A 16,072-nucleotide genomic window follows, 5' to 3' on the forward strand; every position below is an offset into this window, starting at 1 on the left:
AATAATTATCTATCAAAAGATCCTTTGTTTCTAATTTTTTTTTGGAGTTGCATGATGCCATAAAGTAATGCTTCAGCTGAGGGTGGACATCCTGGGACGTAAATATCAACCGGAACAATTTTATCGCAGCCACGAACAACAGAATAAGAATAATGGTAATAACCACCACCATTAGCACAGCTTCCCATAGAGATAACATATCTTGGTTCAGGCATTTGATCGTAAACTTTTCTTAAGGCGGGTGCCATTTTATTTGTTAAAGTTCCAGCAACAATCATTACATCTGATTGTCTAGGTGAGCCTCGAGGTGCGGCTCCGAATCTTTCCAGGTCATATCTTGGCATGGCAGTTTGCATCATCTCAACTGCACAGCAAGCTAAACCAAAAGTCATCCAATGTAGCGATCCAGCTCTTGACCAATTAATAAGATTGTCAAGTGATGTTGTTATAAAACCATTTTTACTAAAATCTTCAGAAAGTTTTTTAAACTCTTCTGGGATCTGTTTGTTTTTATCTTCTAAATTCATATTTAAAATATTACTCCCAATCTAAAGCACCTTTTCTCCACTCATAAATAAAACCAATAGTTAATATAAATAAAAAAATCATCATTGAAGAAAATCCTAATAAACCAATATTTCCAAGAGAGATTGCCCAAGGAAATAGAAAAGCTATTTCCAAATCAAAAATTATAAAAAGGATAGCAACCAAATAAAACCTAACATCAAATTCTATTCTAGAATCTTCAAAAGGTTCAAACCCACACTCATAAGCTGATAATTTTTCAGGATCAGGGTGTTTTGGTGAAAGTATTAAATTTATAACAACAAATGCACAACTCAAACCAAGAGCTATAATCAAAAATAATATTATTGGCAGATAATCTTTTAAAAATTCTGAAAGCATGAAGTCTATATAACACTTTTTATATCATGTTGAAGGGCTCTTACGTCACATTTTATGGAATATTCACATTAAAAAGTCTAGAAAAGTGGCGGGAGTGAAGGGACTCGAACCCTCGACCTATCGCGTGACAGGCGATCGCTCTAACCAACTGAGCTACACCCCCACTTTTAATTGTTTTGGTGGGCAGTAAAGGACTCGAACCTTTGACCCCCTCGGTGTAAACGAGATGCTCTACCAACTGAGCTAACCGCCCAAAACCAAATTACGCACTATTTATAACAACTTATTTAAGAAAGCAAACACTTTAGAAAGGCAAATTAGGAAAATAAGTGAACAAACTCGATTCCTATAACATACCTGGCTTTTGTCAGTTGGAATTTTGTTCTACATACCTGGTGCATACCTGGCCGCTTATTTTAATACCCTACAAATCAATATGGTAAATACAAAAATAGAAAAAATTGAGTAATAATAATAAAAAAAATATGCTTTATTTCTTTAGCTTTTTAAACTTTAGATAACTAATAAATTTATTATTTCCTTCAATAATTATATTTTTTTCAATTTTGAATTGACCATTTAGGTTTTTAACTAGTTGGCCATTTTTAAACATTTGAACATCATTGGAATTTTTTGAATTTCTAATATATTTAATCGAACTATTTTGATCAGAGCAGCTCATAAAATCTTCAGCAATTTTATTAGCTAATAAAATTTCAGAAATATACATATTTTTGGTTTCAGCTAACTTAGAGTCACCAGAATACTCTTTATTTTTTACAATATAATAAAACTCTTCATCTTCTTTTTCTATAAACCATTTTGGATCAGTTTTTTCTACAGAAAGATTTGTTTTCACTTTACAAGATTTAACTTGGGGTGATGATGTAGAACATTGATTCAAAAAAAATAATATTAATATTAAATATATCTTATTCATTATTTTATAAAATTAAAATTCATTTTCTAATTTCTTTTTTTTATCTGCTTTTTTCTTTTTTATCTTTTCTTTATTTTCTGCAAAGGTTTTTTCATTATTTTCATTAACTATTTTAATTGGTCTTACTAAATAACTGCCATTACTAATATCTTCAGGAAGATTATTTTCTTTGGAAAGCATTTTGGCTTTACTATAACCTGTAGACACAGAAGTAATTTCAATTAAACCCAATAAAGTTTCAACATTACCAATCACTTCATTTGTGTAACTATCAATAATTTTTTCTCCTTTTTCGAATAATTCATATTGATCTGATTTTTGGAATTGGTTTCCACCTTGTCCTAAATAAATCTCACTGTTTACAATTTTTTCAACTAAAACAGGATATATACTAAACAATATTTCTTCCCCAAGTATTTTTGATATTTTTGCTATTATTTCTATGTCAGGTTTTTTTGAATTTTCAGTAAGTGTCAGTTTGTATTCAATAGTATTTGAGTAGCTTATTTGTTTAGTTGCAACATCAAGTAACCTATATGACATATATATACTTGCCTCTTTTTTCTTTATCTCCATATCAGAAGATAAAATCTTTTTTACTTTTTCTATAATATTAAAATTTTCTACAGAACCTACTAAAATAAAGTCTGCTGATATTTCGTTACCAATTTTAGCCATTTCTATTGCGGGTGTTTTACCATCTAAAATAGTGCTTTGCTCTTTTGCAACTTCTTCAATATAAGTTCTATCCAACATTGTAAATTTTTTTGTTTGAACAAAATAGTCATTAATATTTTGATCTATCAGTCTATTAAATCTGCTTTTATCACCTTCTACATCATAAAGTTTAAATGGAAATATTGCCATACGAACTCTCATCGCTTCTTTTGGTAAATCAAAAAATGCTACTTCAGCTTTTAATTTTATATTATGCCATCCATTTTTATCTGTTTCTTTTTTAATAATTTCGTATGATTTTATTCCACCTTTAGTTTCGTCTATTATTTCTTTTAGGTAATTTTGTGAGTACTCAACTTTATCTGAATTCTTTTTCTCTTCTTTAGGTTTTTCTTTTTTTTCTGGTTTATTAAATTGTGACAATAAATCAGCTAAAAAACCTACTTGTTTTTTATCTTGAGCAATTTCTTTGGATAGAGGGTCTCCGCTTAAAACTTGAATTATTGTTTTTGTTTGAATATTTTTGCCATTTACCATTGCTATTGCTTCAGCAAATGCATTATTCAGAGCCTCTTCATAAGAAAGACCTGCCGCAGAAACTGTAACTGTTTTAAATTTTATTTCTGACCAAGAATTTGTAGATAGAAAAATTGTTAAGAACAAAAATAATATAATTCTTTTTAAAATTAGTTGCATATCTGAGCCTTAAAATATTTAAAGAGCTAATGCGTCCATTTCTGAGTCTAAATTGTCAGCACCCTCAATTTTTTTTGCTTTAGCACCACTAATTACAAGTTTTGAAGTTTTTGTAAGAGTTGTAATGTAACCAGGAATATTTGGTATAATTCTTGATAAACCACCAATTTGAGTTATCGCATTCATTGGGTTTGATTGTATATTGGCAATCATATTTTGAGTTTCTGGTCTTAATTTCATAGTTCCTATAAGACCTCTACCTAGAAAAGGTAGTGATTTAGCATAATTAGCTTTACCCTCAACTGATAATTTAAAACTTTCATCTTTCATTGAGGTTTCTATGCTTTTACTTGCTTTTGTTGTGACTTTCATAGAATTTTTTAATTTTTTAGAATCACTAACACCTGAATCTTTTGCGTACGCTATGGCTTCGGTTACTTGTGCTGCTTCTGTATTTTTTCCATAAGCTATTAATAATAACTCTTGTGCCATTAAATAATTATTTGAAGATTCATAAAAGAGTGCCATTAAAGCTGTTTTCGCATTTTTAAGATCAACTTTTTCACCTCCACTATCTTTCTTCTTCTTAAATAAATCTGCAGGATTTTTAAGACTCTTGAGAGTGATTGCTGAAGCTGGCACAATATATAAAGTTGAAAGAAAATATAACGTTATTGTAACAATAATTACCTTTATAAATTTTACTTTATTCATTTATTTTATTCCTTTTGCGTTAACTTTTTGAACCATTTGTTTAGCTACAGATTGTGCACAAAGTCGTATAGCGTTATTAATAGCCTCGTCATACGTTGTGCCTTTACCTTTTCTTTGGTTCCCAGCAACAGATGCAACTGTTTTCCAAAATTTTTTACCCTCTTTCTTATGCATCATTTTTGCACTAACTACAGAAACGTTAACTACTTTAAGACCTGTAGCAGCATCAATTTCTTGACTTCCAATTTTAAAGATACCTTGTATATAAAATGAAATTTCCTCAGATGCGATATTCTTTTTTATACTTTTTTGAACGGCTTTAGATAACTTTCCTTTTTCACCATAATCTGCTTTAAGAGTTTCAATTTGCTCTTCTAAATCTAAATCTCCACCATCAATTAATTCAAATCCAGCAGTATTTAGGATTTCTACCATACCAGCTTCAATTGACTCATTGTAGATGTCGCTTATCTCATAAGTAATAGTTTCTGAGCTTTTAACTGTGTTTCCACCAGTTGTAGTAACATTAGTTTCTATTGTTTCGCTAGATACTAATGTTTCACTTTCACTCGTAGCCTCTGTTTGCTCAACATCAACACTTTTTTTAGATTGATCAACTTTAGTTACTTTGTCATCTTTTTGTTTGATACTTTTAGTCTTAGCTGAAAACATCAGTAAAACAATATCTGAAGCCTCATCACTACTTGTGTTGGCGATAGCTGAAGATTCTATAAGTGCTTGATTTATTTTTGTTTCATCAATATTAGCTTTAACAAGAATGGTATACTTACCAGTAGATGTATCGAGATTTTCATCTATAATCTTATCACAAACCATATAGTTGAGATAATCTTTTTCAATTTTAGACTTTATTTTGTCATAATTCTTTTTTTTATCTATCGTGAAAGTACTTACATATTTTTTTAAAGCATCCTTACAAGCAATTTGTTTTGCTTCAAAAATAATTAATTCTTTTTTTTCTTCAAAAGATGAAATTGCAGTAATGCTTATTGTTCCTTTTCCAACCTCTTCAAAAGCATATAAATAAGAGGTATTTAAAAGAAAAATAATAAGAGAGAATATTTTAAAAGAAAATTTAATCATAGATAAGATTATTTATGAAACCCTAACACAAAACAGCTCTTCTAAAACTACCGAAGAACAACACTAATTTCTCTGAGAAATAAAACTTATTTAAATTTAACCATAAGTTTTCTTACATTTTTCATACTTTTCTTGAATTTATCAGTTTTATTTGTTTTGGAAATCCATTTTTCATCCATCACATTTATATTGTAAGAAAAACCATCAAATAATTCATATGTAGTTATATAAAACTTATACCAATCATTAATATCTGTAATTTGAGAAGGGATTGATTTTTTAATTACATTTTTTAAATCATCATCCATATAGACTTTATTTAGATCTGGTTGAGAAATTTTTAAATTTAAAAAAGTAGCCCAGAAATAAATATTATTAACATCTGATTTTTTTGCTAAAACTTTTTTGAAGCCTTTTATAATTAAATCAATATTGTAATCAGGCTTTGGTAATTCAATATCATATATTACATCACTGTTTACAAATTGCTGTTTCATTTTTGCACCAATCGCCATACCCTCAATATAAGGAACAAGTGCAACATTGTTATGCAAAGATAATCTTGAAGAAAATAATTGAGCAAAAATATTCTCTAAGGGTTTAATATTTTTTTTATAATTTTTTGGTATAACAGAAATAGCTTTATCTTCAAATTTAACACTAGTGACACCTATGCGAAGATTATATTTTTCTTTTAACTCAAAATCATTTAATGATTTTTCTACTTGTGAAAAAGCATTGATTTTTTTTTCAGAATTCATCTCTTTTAATCCCACTGTGTAAAATTTTTTTATATAATTTGTAATTTCTTTTTCAGTTGGTTCTTTTTTAGTAAAAAAAGGAACCGAAACATCATATGGTATTGATGTAATTAACTTTTTAGTTTTAAAATTATAAAAAATAATTTGAAAAAACATCTGAATATTATTCATATAAGTTTTTGAAATTGGCTCATATTCGTTGAAATAAGTTTCATTATCTAAAACAACAGCCATTACAACTGATTCTTCAAGACCTTTTTCTAAATCAGCAAAATCAAAATCAATATTAAAATTTTTAGCTTTAACTTTCTTTATAGTTTTAATTAAACTCTTTGAAATTATATCTATCCCATTTTCATCTTTTTCATTTATAAGTTGATTTGTAAATTGAATAGATGAAGATTTATCTATGTAGTTTCCTGAAAAAGAAAACCCAGCATAAAATACTTTTTTCTCACTTGCTAAAACGTTATTGAAAACTATAAAATTACATAACAATATAAATAGCAACTTAACATGTGTGACTCTCTTCATAATTGAATACGCTAACAGAATAAATTTTTACTGACTATAAGAATTATTTTAATTACTTTTAATTTGTATCTTAAAATACCCATTAGGTGTTATTCCCGCACAATTATACCCTGAACTATTACATAACACTACTTTTTGCACTGAATTATTTGCAGCATTTGCAGGGGAAATTATTTCACTTTTAAATAAGTGAAAGTTTATGCCAAGTACTCCAGTTGCAATTATTGTTAAAATAAATTTAGTGTATTTGTCCATATTAACTCCTTCTTTTGATTTAATTAATCTTAAGACAACATCTAATGCTTAGATTCTTTTCTTTTTCAAATAGAATTTAGTATCCCACACCAAAAGTCCATAAACCTAATGTTAAGAATAAAACCAACCATTGGATGAGGATAATAATTATGTTACTTTCAGAACGCGTTGTATAATAAATTGCATTCCACCCATTATTATTATTCTTTTCTATCATTTTATCTAATGCTTTTCTTGGGTTGGTTAATATTAATCCAATTAAACTACCAGATAGAGCGATACGGACAATTTTATTAATTTTCATAAGTTAGCTTAATTAAAAAATTAATTGAATTAAACATTAAATTTGAATGCTTTAAAGTTCAAGAGAATAACTTTTATAGAGTAACTTTTTCTATACCTATTGCTTACCTAGCTTAATTGGAGCTCTCTTATTAAGTAAACTATTATTGTTATTTATAGAAGGTTATTTGCGTTTTTTTTGGACTAGCTTTGTGTAAACGAGATACTCTACCAACTGAGCTAACCGCCCAAAAGAAGTGCTACTATTACATCAACAAATAGATAATGTAGATTGATAATTACTGAATACTAGCTTGAGATTTATCGTCTGATTTAGAAATTTTTTCAACCTCTACCCATTCAACTCTTTTTAACTCTTTAGTTAAAGCTATTTTTAGTACTTCATCAGCATGTTCTACTGTTGTTATTTTAATATCATCAGTTATTTTTTTAGGCATATCTACTAGATCTTTTTCATTTTCCTTGGGAATAATAACCTGTTTAATTCCAGCTCTATGCGCAGCTAGTAATTTTTCTTTTAATCCACCGATTGGTAAAACTTGTCCCGTTAATGTTACTTCTCCTGTCATTGCAACATCTCTTCTTACTGGATTGTTAGTAATTGCTGATACTATGGATGTAACCATACCAATTCCAGCAGATGGTCCATCTTTAGGGGTGGCCCCTTCTGGAACGTGAATATGAAAATCTTTTTTTTCAAATAATGGTGGAATAATTCCATAATCTAAACTTTTAGATCTAATAAATGATTTTGCAGCTTTAATAGATTCTTGCATTACCTCACCAAGTTTTCCGGTAATTTGCATTCTTCCCTTACCAGGCATAATTACAGTTTCAATTTTTAGAATTTCGCCACCATACTCTGTCCATGCCAAACCAGTAACTACACCGATCTTATCTTCGCTTTCAAGTTCACCAAATTTAAATTTCTGTATTCCAAGGTAATCTGATAAATTCTCTAAATCAATTTTAACTTCCTTTTCTTCACCAGTTACAACTTTTTTAACGACCTTTCTTGCAACTTTTGATATTTCTCTTTCTAAATTTCTTACACCAGATTCTTTTGTGTAACTTTGAATAATTTCTTTAATGATATCTTCAGATAGTGTCATTTCTTTTTCTTTAACACCGTTATCTTTAATTTGTTTTGGTAGAAGATATTTATTTGCAATATTAATTTTTTCATCCTCTGTATATCCAGCTAATCTAATTACTTCCATTCTGTCTAATAGTGGCGGCAATATATTCAATGTATTAGCTGTCGTTACAAACATCACATCTGATAGGTCGTAATCAACTTCTAAATAATGATCATTAAATGTTGAGTTTTGTTCAGGGTCCAATGCTTCTAATAAAGCTGAGGATGGATCACCTCTATAATCATTTCCAATTTTATCTATTTCATCGAGGAGGATTAGAGGGTTTTTAGTTCCTGCTTTCTTCATCATTTGAATAATTTTTCCTGGTAAAGACCCAATATAAGTTCTTCTGTGACCTCTAATTTCAGCTTCGTCACGCATTCCACCTACGGAAACTCTCACAAACTCTCTGTTAGTAGCTTTCGCAATTGATTTACCTAAAGATGTCTTTCCAACACCTGGGGGTCCCACTAAACATAAGATTGGACCTTTAATTTTTTCCATTCTTTTTTGAACTGCTAAAAACTCAATAATTCTCTCTTTTACCTTTTCTAAACCAAAGTGATCGGCATCTAATACAGCTAAAGCTTTTTTAAGATCAATTGCAACTTCACTTTTTTTAAACCAAGGAAGGTCAATCATCCAATCTAGGTAGTTTCTAATAACAGTAGCTTCTGCTGACATGGGACTCATATTTTTTAATTTCTTAAGCTCCGCCATGCATTTTTTCTCGACGTCTTTTGGCATTTTAGATTTTAAAATAGATTTATTAAGGCTTGATGTCTCATCTTTACCATCTTCAATTTCACCCAGTTCTTTTTGAATAGCTTTAAGCTGTTCATTTAAATAATATTCTCGTTGAGTTTTTTCCATTTGAGTTTTAACTCTTCCTCTAATTCTTTTTTCAACTCCAATAATACTAGTTTCATTTTCCATACTCTTAATTATAGAATTAAGCCTTTTTTTAACGTCCATTGTTTCAAAAATTTGCTGTTTTTCAGAAATAGTTGCTGTCAAATGAGAAGCAATATTATCAGCGATATGAGATGCATCAGTTAATTTTTTAATACCATTTATTGTTTCGCTTGAAATTTTTTTATTAACTGATGTTAATTTTTCCAGTCTCCTAACAGCTGTCATCGCTAAAGGAATTAAGTCTTCATCTTTTGTAATTAAATCATGTTGATGAGCATACTCACAAACGATAAATTTATCATTATCTTTAAAGTCTAAAATTTTAACTCTTTTGCTTCCCTCAACTAAAACTTTTACTGTACCATCAGGCAATTTTAACAATTGAAGAATGTTTCCTTCACAGCCATAAGTAAAAACATCTAATTTTTTTGGGTCATCTATTTCTGAGTTTTTTTGTGTAACAAGGACAATTTTTTTGTCTTTTTTCATTACTTCATTTAAAGCAGCTATAGATTTATCTCTTCCTACAAATAGTGGGATAACCATATTAGGGAATACAACAATATCTCTTAAAGGTAATAACGGTCGTTCTATTTTAACATCCATTATCTAAATATGGATATTAAATACGATATTGCAATAGCTATTTATTGTTTATTAACCTTAAATTAAGCCGCAGAAGTTTTGTCAGACTTAGTTTTACTGTTATTTTTTGAATGAACTATAATAGGTTGGGATAAACCTTTTGCCGCACCAGCATCAACAATTACCTCTTCTACATTATCTTGACTTGGTAAATCATACATAGTTTTTAATAAAATATTTTCCAAGATTGATCTTAGCCCTCTTGCACCAGTTTTCTTATTAATTGCTTTTTGTGCAATTTCTTTAATGGCATTATCTTTAAAACTTAACTTTGCTCCATCTAATTTAAACAATTCTTGATATTGTTTAATTAAAGAATTTTTTGGTTCTTGTAATATTTTAACTAAAGATTTTTCATCAAGATCTTCTAAAGTTGCAATCATAGGTAATCTTCCAATAAACTCAGGTATAAGACCATATTTTAACAAATCTTCAGGCTCTAAACTTTTCATCCACTCACCTGTTTTTTTATCATCTGTCTTTTTAACATTTGCACCAAATCCAATTGAAGTACCTTTGTCTCTTTGGGAAATTATTTTATCAAGTCCTGCAAAAGCTCCTCCACAAATAAATAAGATATTAGTTGTATCTACTTGCAAAAATTCTTGTTGAGGATGTTTTCTTCCTCCTTGGGGTGGAACACTTGCAACAGTTCCTTCCATAATTTTCAACAATGCTTGCTGCACACCTTCGCCAGAAACATCTCTAGTAATTGATGGATTTTCAGACTTTCTACTAATTTTGTCAACCTCATCAATATAAACAATTCCTCTTTGAGCTTTTTCTACATTGTAATCTGCAGCTTGTAATAACTTTAAAATAATATTTTCAACATCCTCACCAACATAACCCGCTTCAGTTAATGTGGTAGCATCTGCCATTGTAAAAGGTACATCTAAAATTCTAGCTAATGTTTGGGCTAATAAAGTTTTACCACAACCAGTGGGACCGACTAGAAGAATATTAGATTTAGAAAGTTCAACAGTCTTACTGGTTTTACTTTCATAATTAAGTCTTTTATAGTGATTGTGTACAGCTACTGATAAAACTTTTTTAGCATGAGGTTGACCAATAACATAATCATCCAATACTGCGCAAATTTCTTTTGGGGGTGGCAAACCATCTTGATGTTTAACAAAAGTATCTTTGCTTTCTTCTTTGATAATATCCATGCAAAGCTCAACGCATTCATCACAAATGAATACTGTAGGTCCAGCAATTAATTTTCTAACCTCGTGTTGACTCTTGCCACAAAATGAACAGTAAAGAATATTTTTATTATTAGTAGTCATAATTTTTTAAACGAATCAATATATGTACTTTAATATAGATGACTCATAATAATCAAGTATACGTTTGGTAGCCCTCAAGATGTGGTATATTAAGACCTGTTTTCTACTACTGCATCGATTAAACCAAAGTCTTTAGCAACTTCTGGGGTCATAAAATTATCTCTCTCTAGTGCCTTTTTAACATCATCTACAGATTTACTAGTATGCTTGGAGTAAATTTCATTAAGTCTTTTTTTTAATGCTAAAACTTCCTTTGCATGTATTTCAATATCCGTTGCCTGACCTTGAAATCCAGCTGATGGTTGATGAACCATTATTCTGGAATTTGGCAAAGAAAACCTTTTACCTTTTTTTCCTGCCGCTAATAAAAAGGATCCCATTGAAGCTGCTTGACCGATGCATAAAGTCGAAACATCTGGTTTGATATATTGCATAGTATCATAAATACCAAGACCTGCTGTTACTAGTCCGCCTGGGCTATTTATATATAAATTGATTTCTTTTTTTGGATCTTCAGATTCTAAAAACAAAAGCTGTGCTGTAACTAATGATGCAACATTGTCATTAATAGGACCAACTAAAAAAATTATTCTTTCTTTTAAAAGTCTTGAATAAATATCATAAGCTCTTTCACCCTTGTTGGATTGCTCCACTACCATAGGGACTAAATTATTCATTTGTTCAGAAAAATTTATTGACATAAGTTGATTCTTATAACTTATACAACTTGTGATTACTTTTTGCTAACTTTTTTTGTTGCAGTTTCTTTGGGTTTTGTAGCTTTTGATTTAGTAGTATCTTTTTTAGTAATTGCTTTTTCTTCCTCTGGATGGTCATGATCGTGGTTATGGTCTTGTTTTTGATGTTCTTTTAAAATTTTTTCAGCATCTTCTTTAGATATTTCTTTCTTATTAGGCTTTGCTTTTGTTTTAATTAAATTAATAATTTTTTCCTCATAAACGGTTCCTCTTAAACTTGCTAATGCAGATGGATTCTTCTGATAAAATTCCATAACCATTTTTTCTTGTCCAGGCATCATTCTAAGTTGTTTTTGCACTTCAGCTTGAACTTCTTGTTCGGTAACATTTATCTTATTTTGTTCACCAAATTCATTCAAAATTAATCCAACTTTAATTCTTTTTTTTGCCACATCTTCAAAATTTTTTTTACTTTTTTTAGCATCCTCTTCACTCATACCTTGGGCTAATATTTTAACCTCTTCTTCTATTAAGTTACCTGGAATTTCATCAACTTTAAAATTTTCGATTTCTTTTAAAATTTGAGTTTTGGTTAATTTATCTAAGGAGTTTTTAAATTCTTCATTAATTTGTTTTGAAACTAATAATTTTAGGTCAGCAAGATCTTTCGCTCCTAAATTTTTTGCGAAATCATCATCAATTTTTACATCTTCAGATTTTTTTATAGCTATAATTTTACAGACAAATTTAGCTTTTTTCTTTGCAAATTCTTTTTGTGGATAATTCTCAGGGAGCACAGCCTCTACTGACTTTTCATCATTTTTTTTAACTCCTACTAATTGCTTATCAAAGCCTTTAATAAATAGATCTTTTCCAAGAACTAACTGTGTATTTTTTCCTTCACCTCCTGTAAAATCTTTTCCATCAATTGTAGCCTTGTAGTCAAATACAACAGAATTGCCAGCAGCAGCCTTAACTTCATCAGCAACATCAATAAAATTGTTTTGACTTTTTGCTATTTCCTTAATTCTTTTATCAGTCTCACTTGCATCTATTTTTACTGAATATTCATCAAATTTTATATTCTCTACTGATTTAAGTTTAACTTTTGGTAGTTCGGTTACAGACATTACGTATTCTAAATCCTTATCCACACCGTATGTTTTAAGATCAAGTTTAGGTTGTCCGGCTGGTTTAATTTTACTATCCTCTAAAGCTTTAACTGATGTATCTTTAAGAACTTTATCAAGGACTTCACTAAAAATTGCTTGGCCAAATTGTCTTTTAAGAATTTCTTTTGGAACTTTTCCTGGTCTGAAACCTTTTAAATTAACAGTATTTTTAATTTCTTCGTATTTTTCATCCATATAAGTGTTCATAATTTTTTTATCTATGAAAACTTTAACGTCCTTATTTAAGCCTTTTATATTTTCTACTGTTACTTTCATAATTTTATACTTTCCTGGTAGGCGAAAAAGGACTCGAACCTTCACATCTTTCAATACTGGTTCCTAAGACCAGCGCGTCTACCAATTCCGCCATTCGCCCACAATTCTTGTGGGTTTATATATGATAGATTCTATTTGTCCAATGAGAATAATTATGAAATATAATAATATTCAATTATATTAACTAATAATTTTAAAAAATGATTGTTTCTCCGTGTATAAGCATATGTAAAACAGATCCTCAAACTGGATACTGTTATGGTTGTGGTAGAAATAATGAGGAAAAAAAGATGTGGAAATTAGAGGAAACATCAGATGAATGGAAAAAATCTAATCTAACTGATATTCAGGCAAGACTGGGTGGCTGGCAATTAGAAAGTTTTAAAGAGTCTTATAATCATAAAGTTGAAAATGGAATTTCACTTTATAAAAAAAATTTAATTAAATGAATAAAACAACAATAGCAACTATAATTTATGTACTTGGTATCTTAATTGGTGCTTTTTTTTTAAAAGTTTGGGGCGCAGAAACATCATTCATAAAAACTATTTCAATATTTGTATGGACAATTATTTTCTTAATCGCATTATTTTATTTTGATAAAAATGAGAAAAAATAGTTTTAGTATTAATTTTTTGATAATTTTAACATTTTTACTTAATTTTCAAACAGTAGTTTTTTCAGAAATAATGCTTTTGACAGGATGCAAAAATTTAAATGATAGTTTTATTAAAAATGAATACATCTTAGATTTAGAAAAATCTTTGATGATTAGAAACTATGTTTATGACAACAAAACATATAAAAAGCATAAAAGAACAGACTTAAGTATAAAGAAAGACAACACCTTAGAAAGATTTGTTTATGAGGAGAAAAATCTAATCTTTACAGATAGAATTGGTTACCCACAATTTTACACTCAACTAGTTTTTGAAAAAAATAACCCTATAATTAACATTAAAACTGTAATTAATGGTGAAGAAGCTATTTCGAAAGTATCAACTTGCAATAATGTAGAGCTTTTTGAAAAAGAAAGTTAAGACTTTTTATTTATAACGCTAGTCTTGTTGGTCTTAATAACAAAATTTAATTTTTTTGCTCCAAATTTAGTATTTGTAATATTACTTCGATGCTTTGCATAAGCTTGCTTTTGCGCTAACTTCATTGCTTTTTTTGACGACATTTAATTAGTTTATATTTTTTAAAAATTTTGTCGAGCAAGAACATTGAAATTTCTATCTGAAATGATTATTTCTCCAGAAGAAGATGTGATATTTAACACTTCTTGAATTGTTACATAATGTGTAACTAACACTAAATTATTATCACCACTCCATTCATTAATATATCTTTTTAAATCGTTTATTTGTTTGTTCTTATTTCTTGAAAATTTTTCACTAAAAAATGAATTTAAAAAACTTTTTGTTTCATATTTGTTAAAAGCATATTGTGCTGTTTGCTTACATCTGCACCACTCACTAGACAGAACTTTATCAATTTTAATATTGTTTTCTAAAAAAAACTTTCCAATATTTTTAGATTGTACAATGCCCTCTTTACTTAAATTTCGTTGGGTTTCACATTTTAATATATCAAAATCTAATGGATCACCTCCACCAGGTGCAACTGCATGTCTTATAAATATTAATTTTTCACCTTCTTTTAATAAATTTTGTATTTTATCATTTGAATTTGCTTTTACTGAAATATTGAAAGATAAAAGTATTAATAAAAAAAATTTTATAAGTTTCATATATGGGTATAACATTCAAAAAATTAAATAATTCAATAGTTAAATGTAAAAGTTGCCCTAGATTAATTAAATTTAGTAAAAAAATTTCTATAGAGAAAAGAAAACAAAATATAAGCGAAACTTATTGGGCTAAACCAGTCACAGGATTTGGTGATATTGATGCTAAACTATTAATTGTAGGTCTAGCGCCAGCAGCACACGGAGGAACTAGGACAGGCAGAGCTTTCACTGGAGATAAATCGGGAGATTTCCTATTTAATTGCTTATTTGAAGCTAACATAACAAATATATCAACCTCTATCCATATTGATGATGGGCTAAAATTAAATAAAACTTATATTACAAATATTCTAAAATGTGTCCCGCCCGAAGATAGACCTTTAAATGATGAATTATCTAACTGTTCAACTTTTTTTAAAAATGAACTGTTGTTGTTAAAAAATTTAAAAGTCATCATAGCGCTTGGTAAGGTTTCATTTGATAATTGTATAAAATTTTATAAAAAAAGTTATAGTTTTAACAAAAAATTACCCTTCATACATGGTGCAAAATATATATTACCAGATAATAAAATCCTAATTCCAAGTTATCATCCTAGCCCAAGGAATGTTAATAGAAAAATAATTAATACACAAAAAATGGTAAGCTTGCTTAAGAAGGCTAAGAAAATTATTTAATTTTTATACTATCGCAAAAATAGGGTTTAAAATCTTTAAAGATAACTTCTGGAACTTTTATAGGTTTTCCATCTTTATCTACAAAAACTAAATGCACTTTTGCCTCAACAATTAATTCATCATCTCTAGAAATAAATTGTGACATAAAAAAAGAAGTTTTTGTAAAAGATTTAACAAAGGACCTAATTTTTAGCTCGTCTTCAAGGTAAGATGGTTTTTTGTACTCAATGTTACAAGATTTAACGACAATTAAAGCTCCGTAATCTTCTTTAATTTTTTTATTATTAAAACCGATTGTACACAATGCTTCAGTTCTTGCTCTTTCAAGAAACTTTAAATAATTTGCATAATAAACAACACCACCAGCATCTGTGTCTTCATAATAAACCTTTATATTGTGAAAAAAATTTTCGTGCATAAATTTATATTATCAAAAATAAATATTTTAACATCAAACTAAGATACAATATAACAATGAAAGTTTATATTATTTGGCTTTTAGCTGTAATTGCCTGGAATTTTCTGGTTCCTAATGCTGCACCCATTGAAGATGTAATTGTGGCTGTAATTTTATCTTTTTTAAGTATTGGTCTTAAAAAAGTATTTAAATAATC

Annotated in this window: 21 protein-coding genes and 3 tRNA genes; 5 read left to right on the top strand and 19 right to left on the bottom strand. The window is 28.8% G+C overall.

What is annotated here, in order from left to right:
- Nucleotides 1-5 precede the first annotated feature (5 nt).
- The 16 genes from AC5YF9_RS04035 to AC5YF9_RS04110 form a co-directional block, all read right to left on the bottom strand.
- Nucleotides 6-527, bottom strand: coding sequence for a NuoB/complex I 20 kDa subunit family protein (locus AC5YF9_RS04035; protein WP_415303425.1), 522 nt, complete (start codon nucleotides 525-527; stop codon nucleotides 6-8).
- Between the two features lie 10 nt (nucleotides 528-537).
- A complete protein-coding gene (locus AC5YF9_RS04040) occupies nucleotides 538-906 on the bottom strand; it encodes an NADH-quinone oxidoreductase subunit A (protein ID WP_415286978.1) in 369 nt (122 codons plus the stop codon).
- 86 nt (nucleotides 907-992) lie between these two features.
- A tRNA-Asp gene (locus AC5YF9_RS04045) sits at nucleotides 993-1,069 on the bottom strand.
- 14 nt (nucleotides 1,070-1,083) lie between these two features.
- Nucleotides 1,084-1,159: transfer RNA gene (locus AC5YF9_RS04050), tRNA-Val, on the bottom strand.
- 237 nt (nucleotides 1,160-1,396) lie between these two features.
- On the bottom strand, nucleotides 1,397-1,846 hold the full coding sequence (locus AC5YF9_RS04055; protein ID WP_496169827.1) for a hypothetical protein: 450 nt from the start codon (nucleotides 1,844-1,846) through the stop codon (nucleotides 1,397-1,399).
- A 12-nt stretch (nucleotides 1,847-1,858) separates the two neighbouring features.
- Nucleotides 1,859-3,220 carry a CsgG/HfaB family protein gene (locus tag AC5YF9_RS04060; protein ID WP_415303427.1) on the bottom strand — a complete coding sequence of 454 codons (1,362 nt, stop codon included), beginning with the start codon at nucleotides 3,218-3,220 and terminating at the stop codon, nucleotides 1,859-1,861.
- Nucleotides 3,221-3,238: 18 nt separating this feature from the next.
- Nucleotides 3,239-3,934, bottom strand: a complete 696-nt coding sequence (locus tag AC5YF9_RS04065) for a hypothetical protein (protein ID WP_415303428.1) — start codon at nucleotides 3,932-3,934, stop codon at nucleotides 3,239-3,241.
- On the bottom strand, nucleotides 3,935-5,038 hold the full coding sequence (locus AC5YF9_RS04070) for a hypothetical protein (protein ID WP_496169828.1): 1,104 nt from the start codon (nucleotides 5,036-5,038) through the stop codon (nucleotides 3,935-3,937).
- Nucleotides 5,039-5,124: 86 nt separating this feature from the next.
- A complete protein-coding gene (locus AC5YF9_RS04075; RefSeq protein ID WP_415303431.1) occupies nucleotides 5,125-6,333 on the bottom strand; it encodes a hypothetical protein in 1,209 nt (402 codons plus the stop codon).
- A gap of 48 nt (nucleotides 6,334-6,381) precedes the next feature.
- The gene (locus AC5YF9_RS04080) at nucleotides 6,382-6,588 is read right to left on the bottom strand and encodes a hypothetical protein (protein ID WP_415303432.1); all 207 of its coding nucleotides are present in this window, start codon (nucleotides 6,586-6,588) and stop codon (nucleotides 6,382-6,384) included.
- A 76-nt stretch (nucleotides 6,589-6,664) separates the two neighbouring features.
- Nucleotides 6,665-6,892 carry a hypothetical protein gene (locus AC5YF9_RS04085; RefSeq protein ID WP_415303433.1) on the bottom strand — a complete coding sequence of 76 codons (228 nt, stop codon included), beginning with the start codon at nucleotides 6,890-6,892 and terminating at the stop codon, nucleotides 6,665-6,667.
- A gap of 277 nt (nucleotides 6,893-7,169) precedes the next feature.
- Nucleotides 7,170-9,551, bottom strand: coding sequence for an endopeptidase La (lon, locus tag AC5YF9_RS04090; RefSeq protein ID WP_415303434.1), 2,382 nt, complete (start codon nucleotides 9,549-9,551; stop codon nucleotides 7,170-7,172).
- A 62-nt stretch (nucleotides 9,552-9,613) separates the two neighbouring features.
- Entirely contained in the window at nucleotides 9,614-10,882 is a 1,269-nt protein-coding gene (gene clpX / locus AC5YF9_RS04095) for an ATP-dependent Clp protease ATP-binding subunit ClpX (RefSeq protein ID WP_415303435.1), read from the bottom strand.
- Between the two features lie 89 nt (nucleotides 10,883-10,971).
- Nucleotides 10,972-11,583, bottom strand: coding sequence for an ATP-dependent Clp endopeptidase proteolytic subunit ClpP (gene clpP, locus AC5YF9_RS04100; RefSeq protein WP_415303436.1), 612 nt, complete (start codon nucleotides 11,581-11,583; stop codon nucleotides 10,972-10,974).
- A 32-nt stretch (nucleotides 11,584-11,615) separates the two neighbouring features.
- A complete protein-coding gene (gene tig, locus AC5YF9_RS04105) occupies nucleotides 11,616-13,028 on the bottom strand; it encodes a trigger factor (RefSeq protein ID WP_496169830.1) in 1,413 nt (470 codons plus the stop codon).
- Between the two features lie 15 nt (nucleotides 13,029-13,043).
- Nucleotides 13,044-13,128: transfer RNA gene (locus AC5YF9_RS04110), tRNA-Leu, on the bottom strand.
- A gap of 100 nt (nucleotides 13,129-13,228) precedes the next feature.
- On the opposite strand from AC5YF9_RS04110, the gene AC5YF9_RS04115 reads away from it, so the two are divergent.
- The 3 genes from AC5YF9_RS04115 to AC5YF9_RS04125 are packed head-to-tail and all read left to right on the top strand — an operon-like array spanning nucleotide 13,229 to nucleotide 14,068.
- On the top strand, nucleotides 13,229-13,477 hold the full coding sequence (locus tag AC5YF9_RS04115; RefSeq protein ID WP_415291104.1) for a DUF1289 domain-containing protein: 249 nt from the start codon (nucleotides 13,229-13,231) through the stop codon (nucleotides 13,475-13,477).
- Complete coding sequence (locus tag AC5YF9_RS04120) at nucleotides 13,474-13,647, top strand: hypothetical protein (RefSeq protein ID WP_415303440.1); 174 nt, start codon at nucleotides 13,474-13,476, stop codon at nucleotides 13,645-13,647. The genes AC5YF9_RS04115 and AC5YF9_RS04120 overlap by 4 nt, the downstream gene beginning before the upstream one ends.
- Nucleotides 13,634-14,068, top strand: a complete 435-nt coding sequence (locus AC5YF9_RS04125) for a hypothetical protein (RefSeq protein ID WP_415303441.1) — start codon at nucleotides 13,634-13,636, stop codon at nucleotides 14,066-14,068. Before AC5YF9_RS04120 ends, AC5YF9_RS04125 begins: the two co-directional genes overlap by 14 nt.
- Here AC5YF9_RS04125 and AC5YF9_RS04130 read toward each other — a convergent pair.
- Complete coding sequence (locus tag AC5YF9_RS04130) at nucleotides 14,065-14,211, bottom strand: hypothetical protein (RefSeq protein WP_496169831.1); 147 nt, start codon at nucleotides 14,209-14,211, stop codon at nucleotides 14,065-14,067. The genes AC5YF9_RS04125 and AC5YF9_RS04130 overlap by 4 nt on opposite strands.
- Nucleotides 14,212-14,229: 18 nt before the next feature.
- The gene (locus AC5YF9_RS04135; RefSeq protein ID WP_415303442.1) at nucleotides 14,230-14,781 is read right to left on the bottom strand and encodes a histidine phosphatase family protein; all 552 of its coding nucleotides are present in this window, start codon (nucleotides 14,779-14,781) and stop codon (nucleotides 14,230-14,232) included.
- A gap of 2 nt (nucleotides 14,782-14,783) precedes the next feature.
- Here AC5YF9_RS04135 and AC5YF9_RS04140 point away from each other — a divergent pair, with 2 nt between their 5' ends.
- The gene (locus tag AC5YF9_RS04140) at nucleotides 14,784-15,458 is read left to right on the top strand and encodes a uracil-DNA glycosylase (protein ID WP_415303443.1); all 675 of its coding nucleotides are present in this window, start codon (nucleotides 14,784-14,786) and stop codon (nucleotides 15,456-15,458) included.
- Here AC5YF9_RS04140 and AC5YF9_RS04145 read toward each other — a convergent pair.
- Nucleotides 15,451-15,876 carry a YbgC/FadM family acyl-CoA thioesterase gene (locus tag AC5YF9_RS04145; RefSeq protein ID WP_415303444.1) on the bottom strand — a complete coding sequence of 142 codons (426 nt, stop codon included), beginning with the start codon at nucleotides 15,874-15,876 and terminating at the stop codon, nucleotides 15,451-15,453. The genes AC5YF9_RS04140 and AC5YF9_RS04145 overlap by 8 nt on opposite strands.
- A gap of 56 nt (nucleotides 15,877-15,932) precedes the next feature.
- On the opposite strand from AC5YF9_RS04145, the gene AC5YF9_RS04150 reads away from it, so the two are divergent.
- Complete coding sequence (locus AC5YF9_RS04150; RefSeq protein ID WP_415303445.1) at nucleotides 15,933-16,070, top strand: hypothetical protein; 138 nt, start codon at nucleotides 15,933-15,935, stop codon at nucleotides 16,068-16,070.
- Nucleotides 16,071-16,072 lie beyond the last annotated feature (2 nt).

It is taken from the genome of Candidatus Pelagibacter sp. uisw_098 (genome assembly GCF_059512505.1).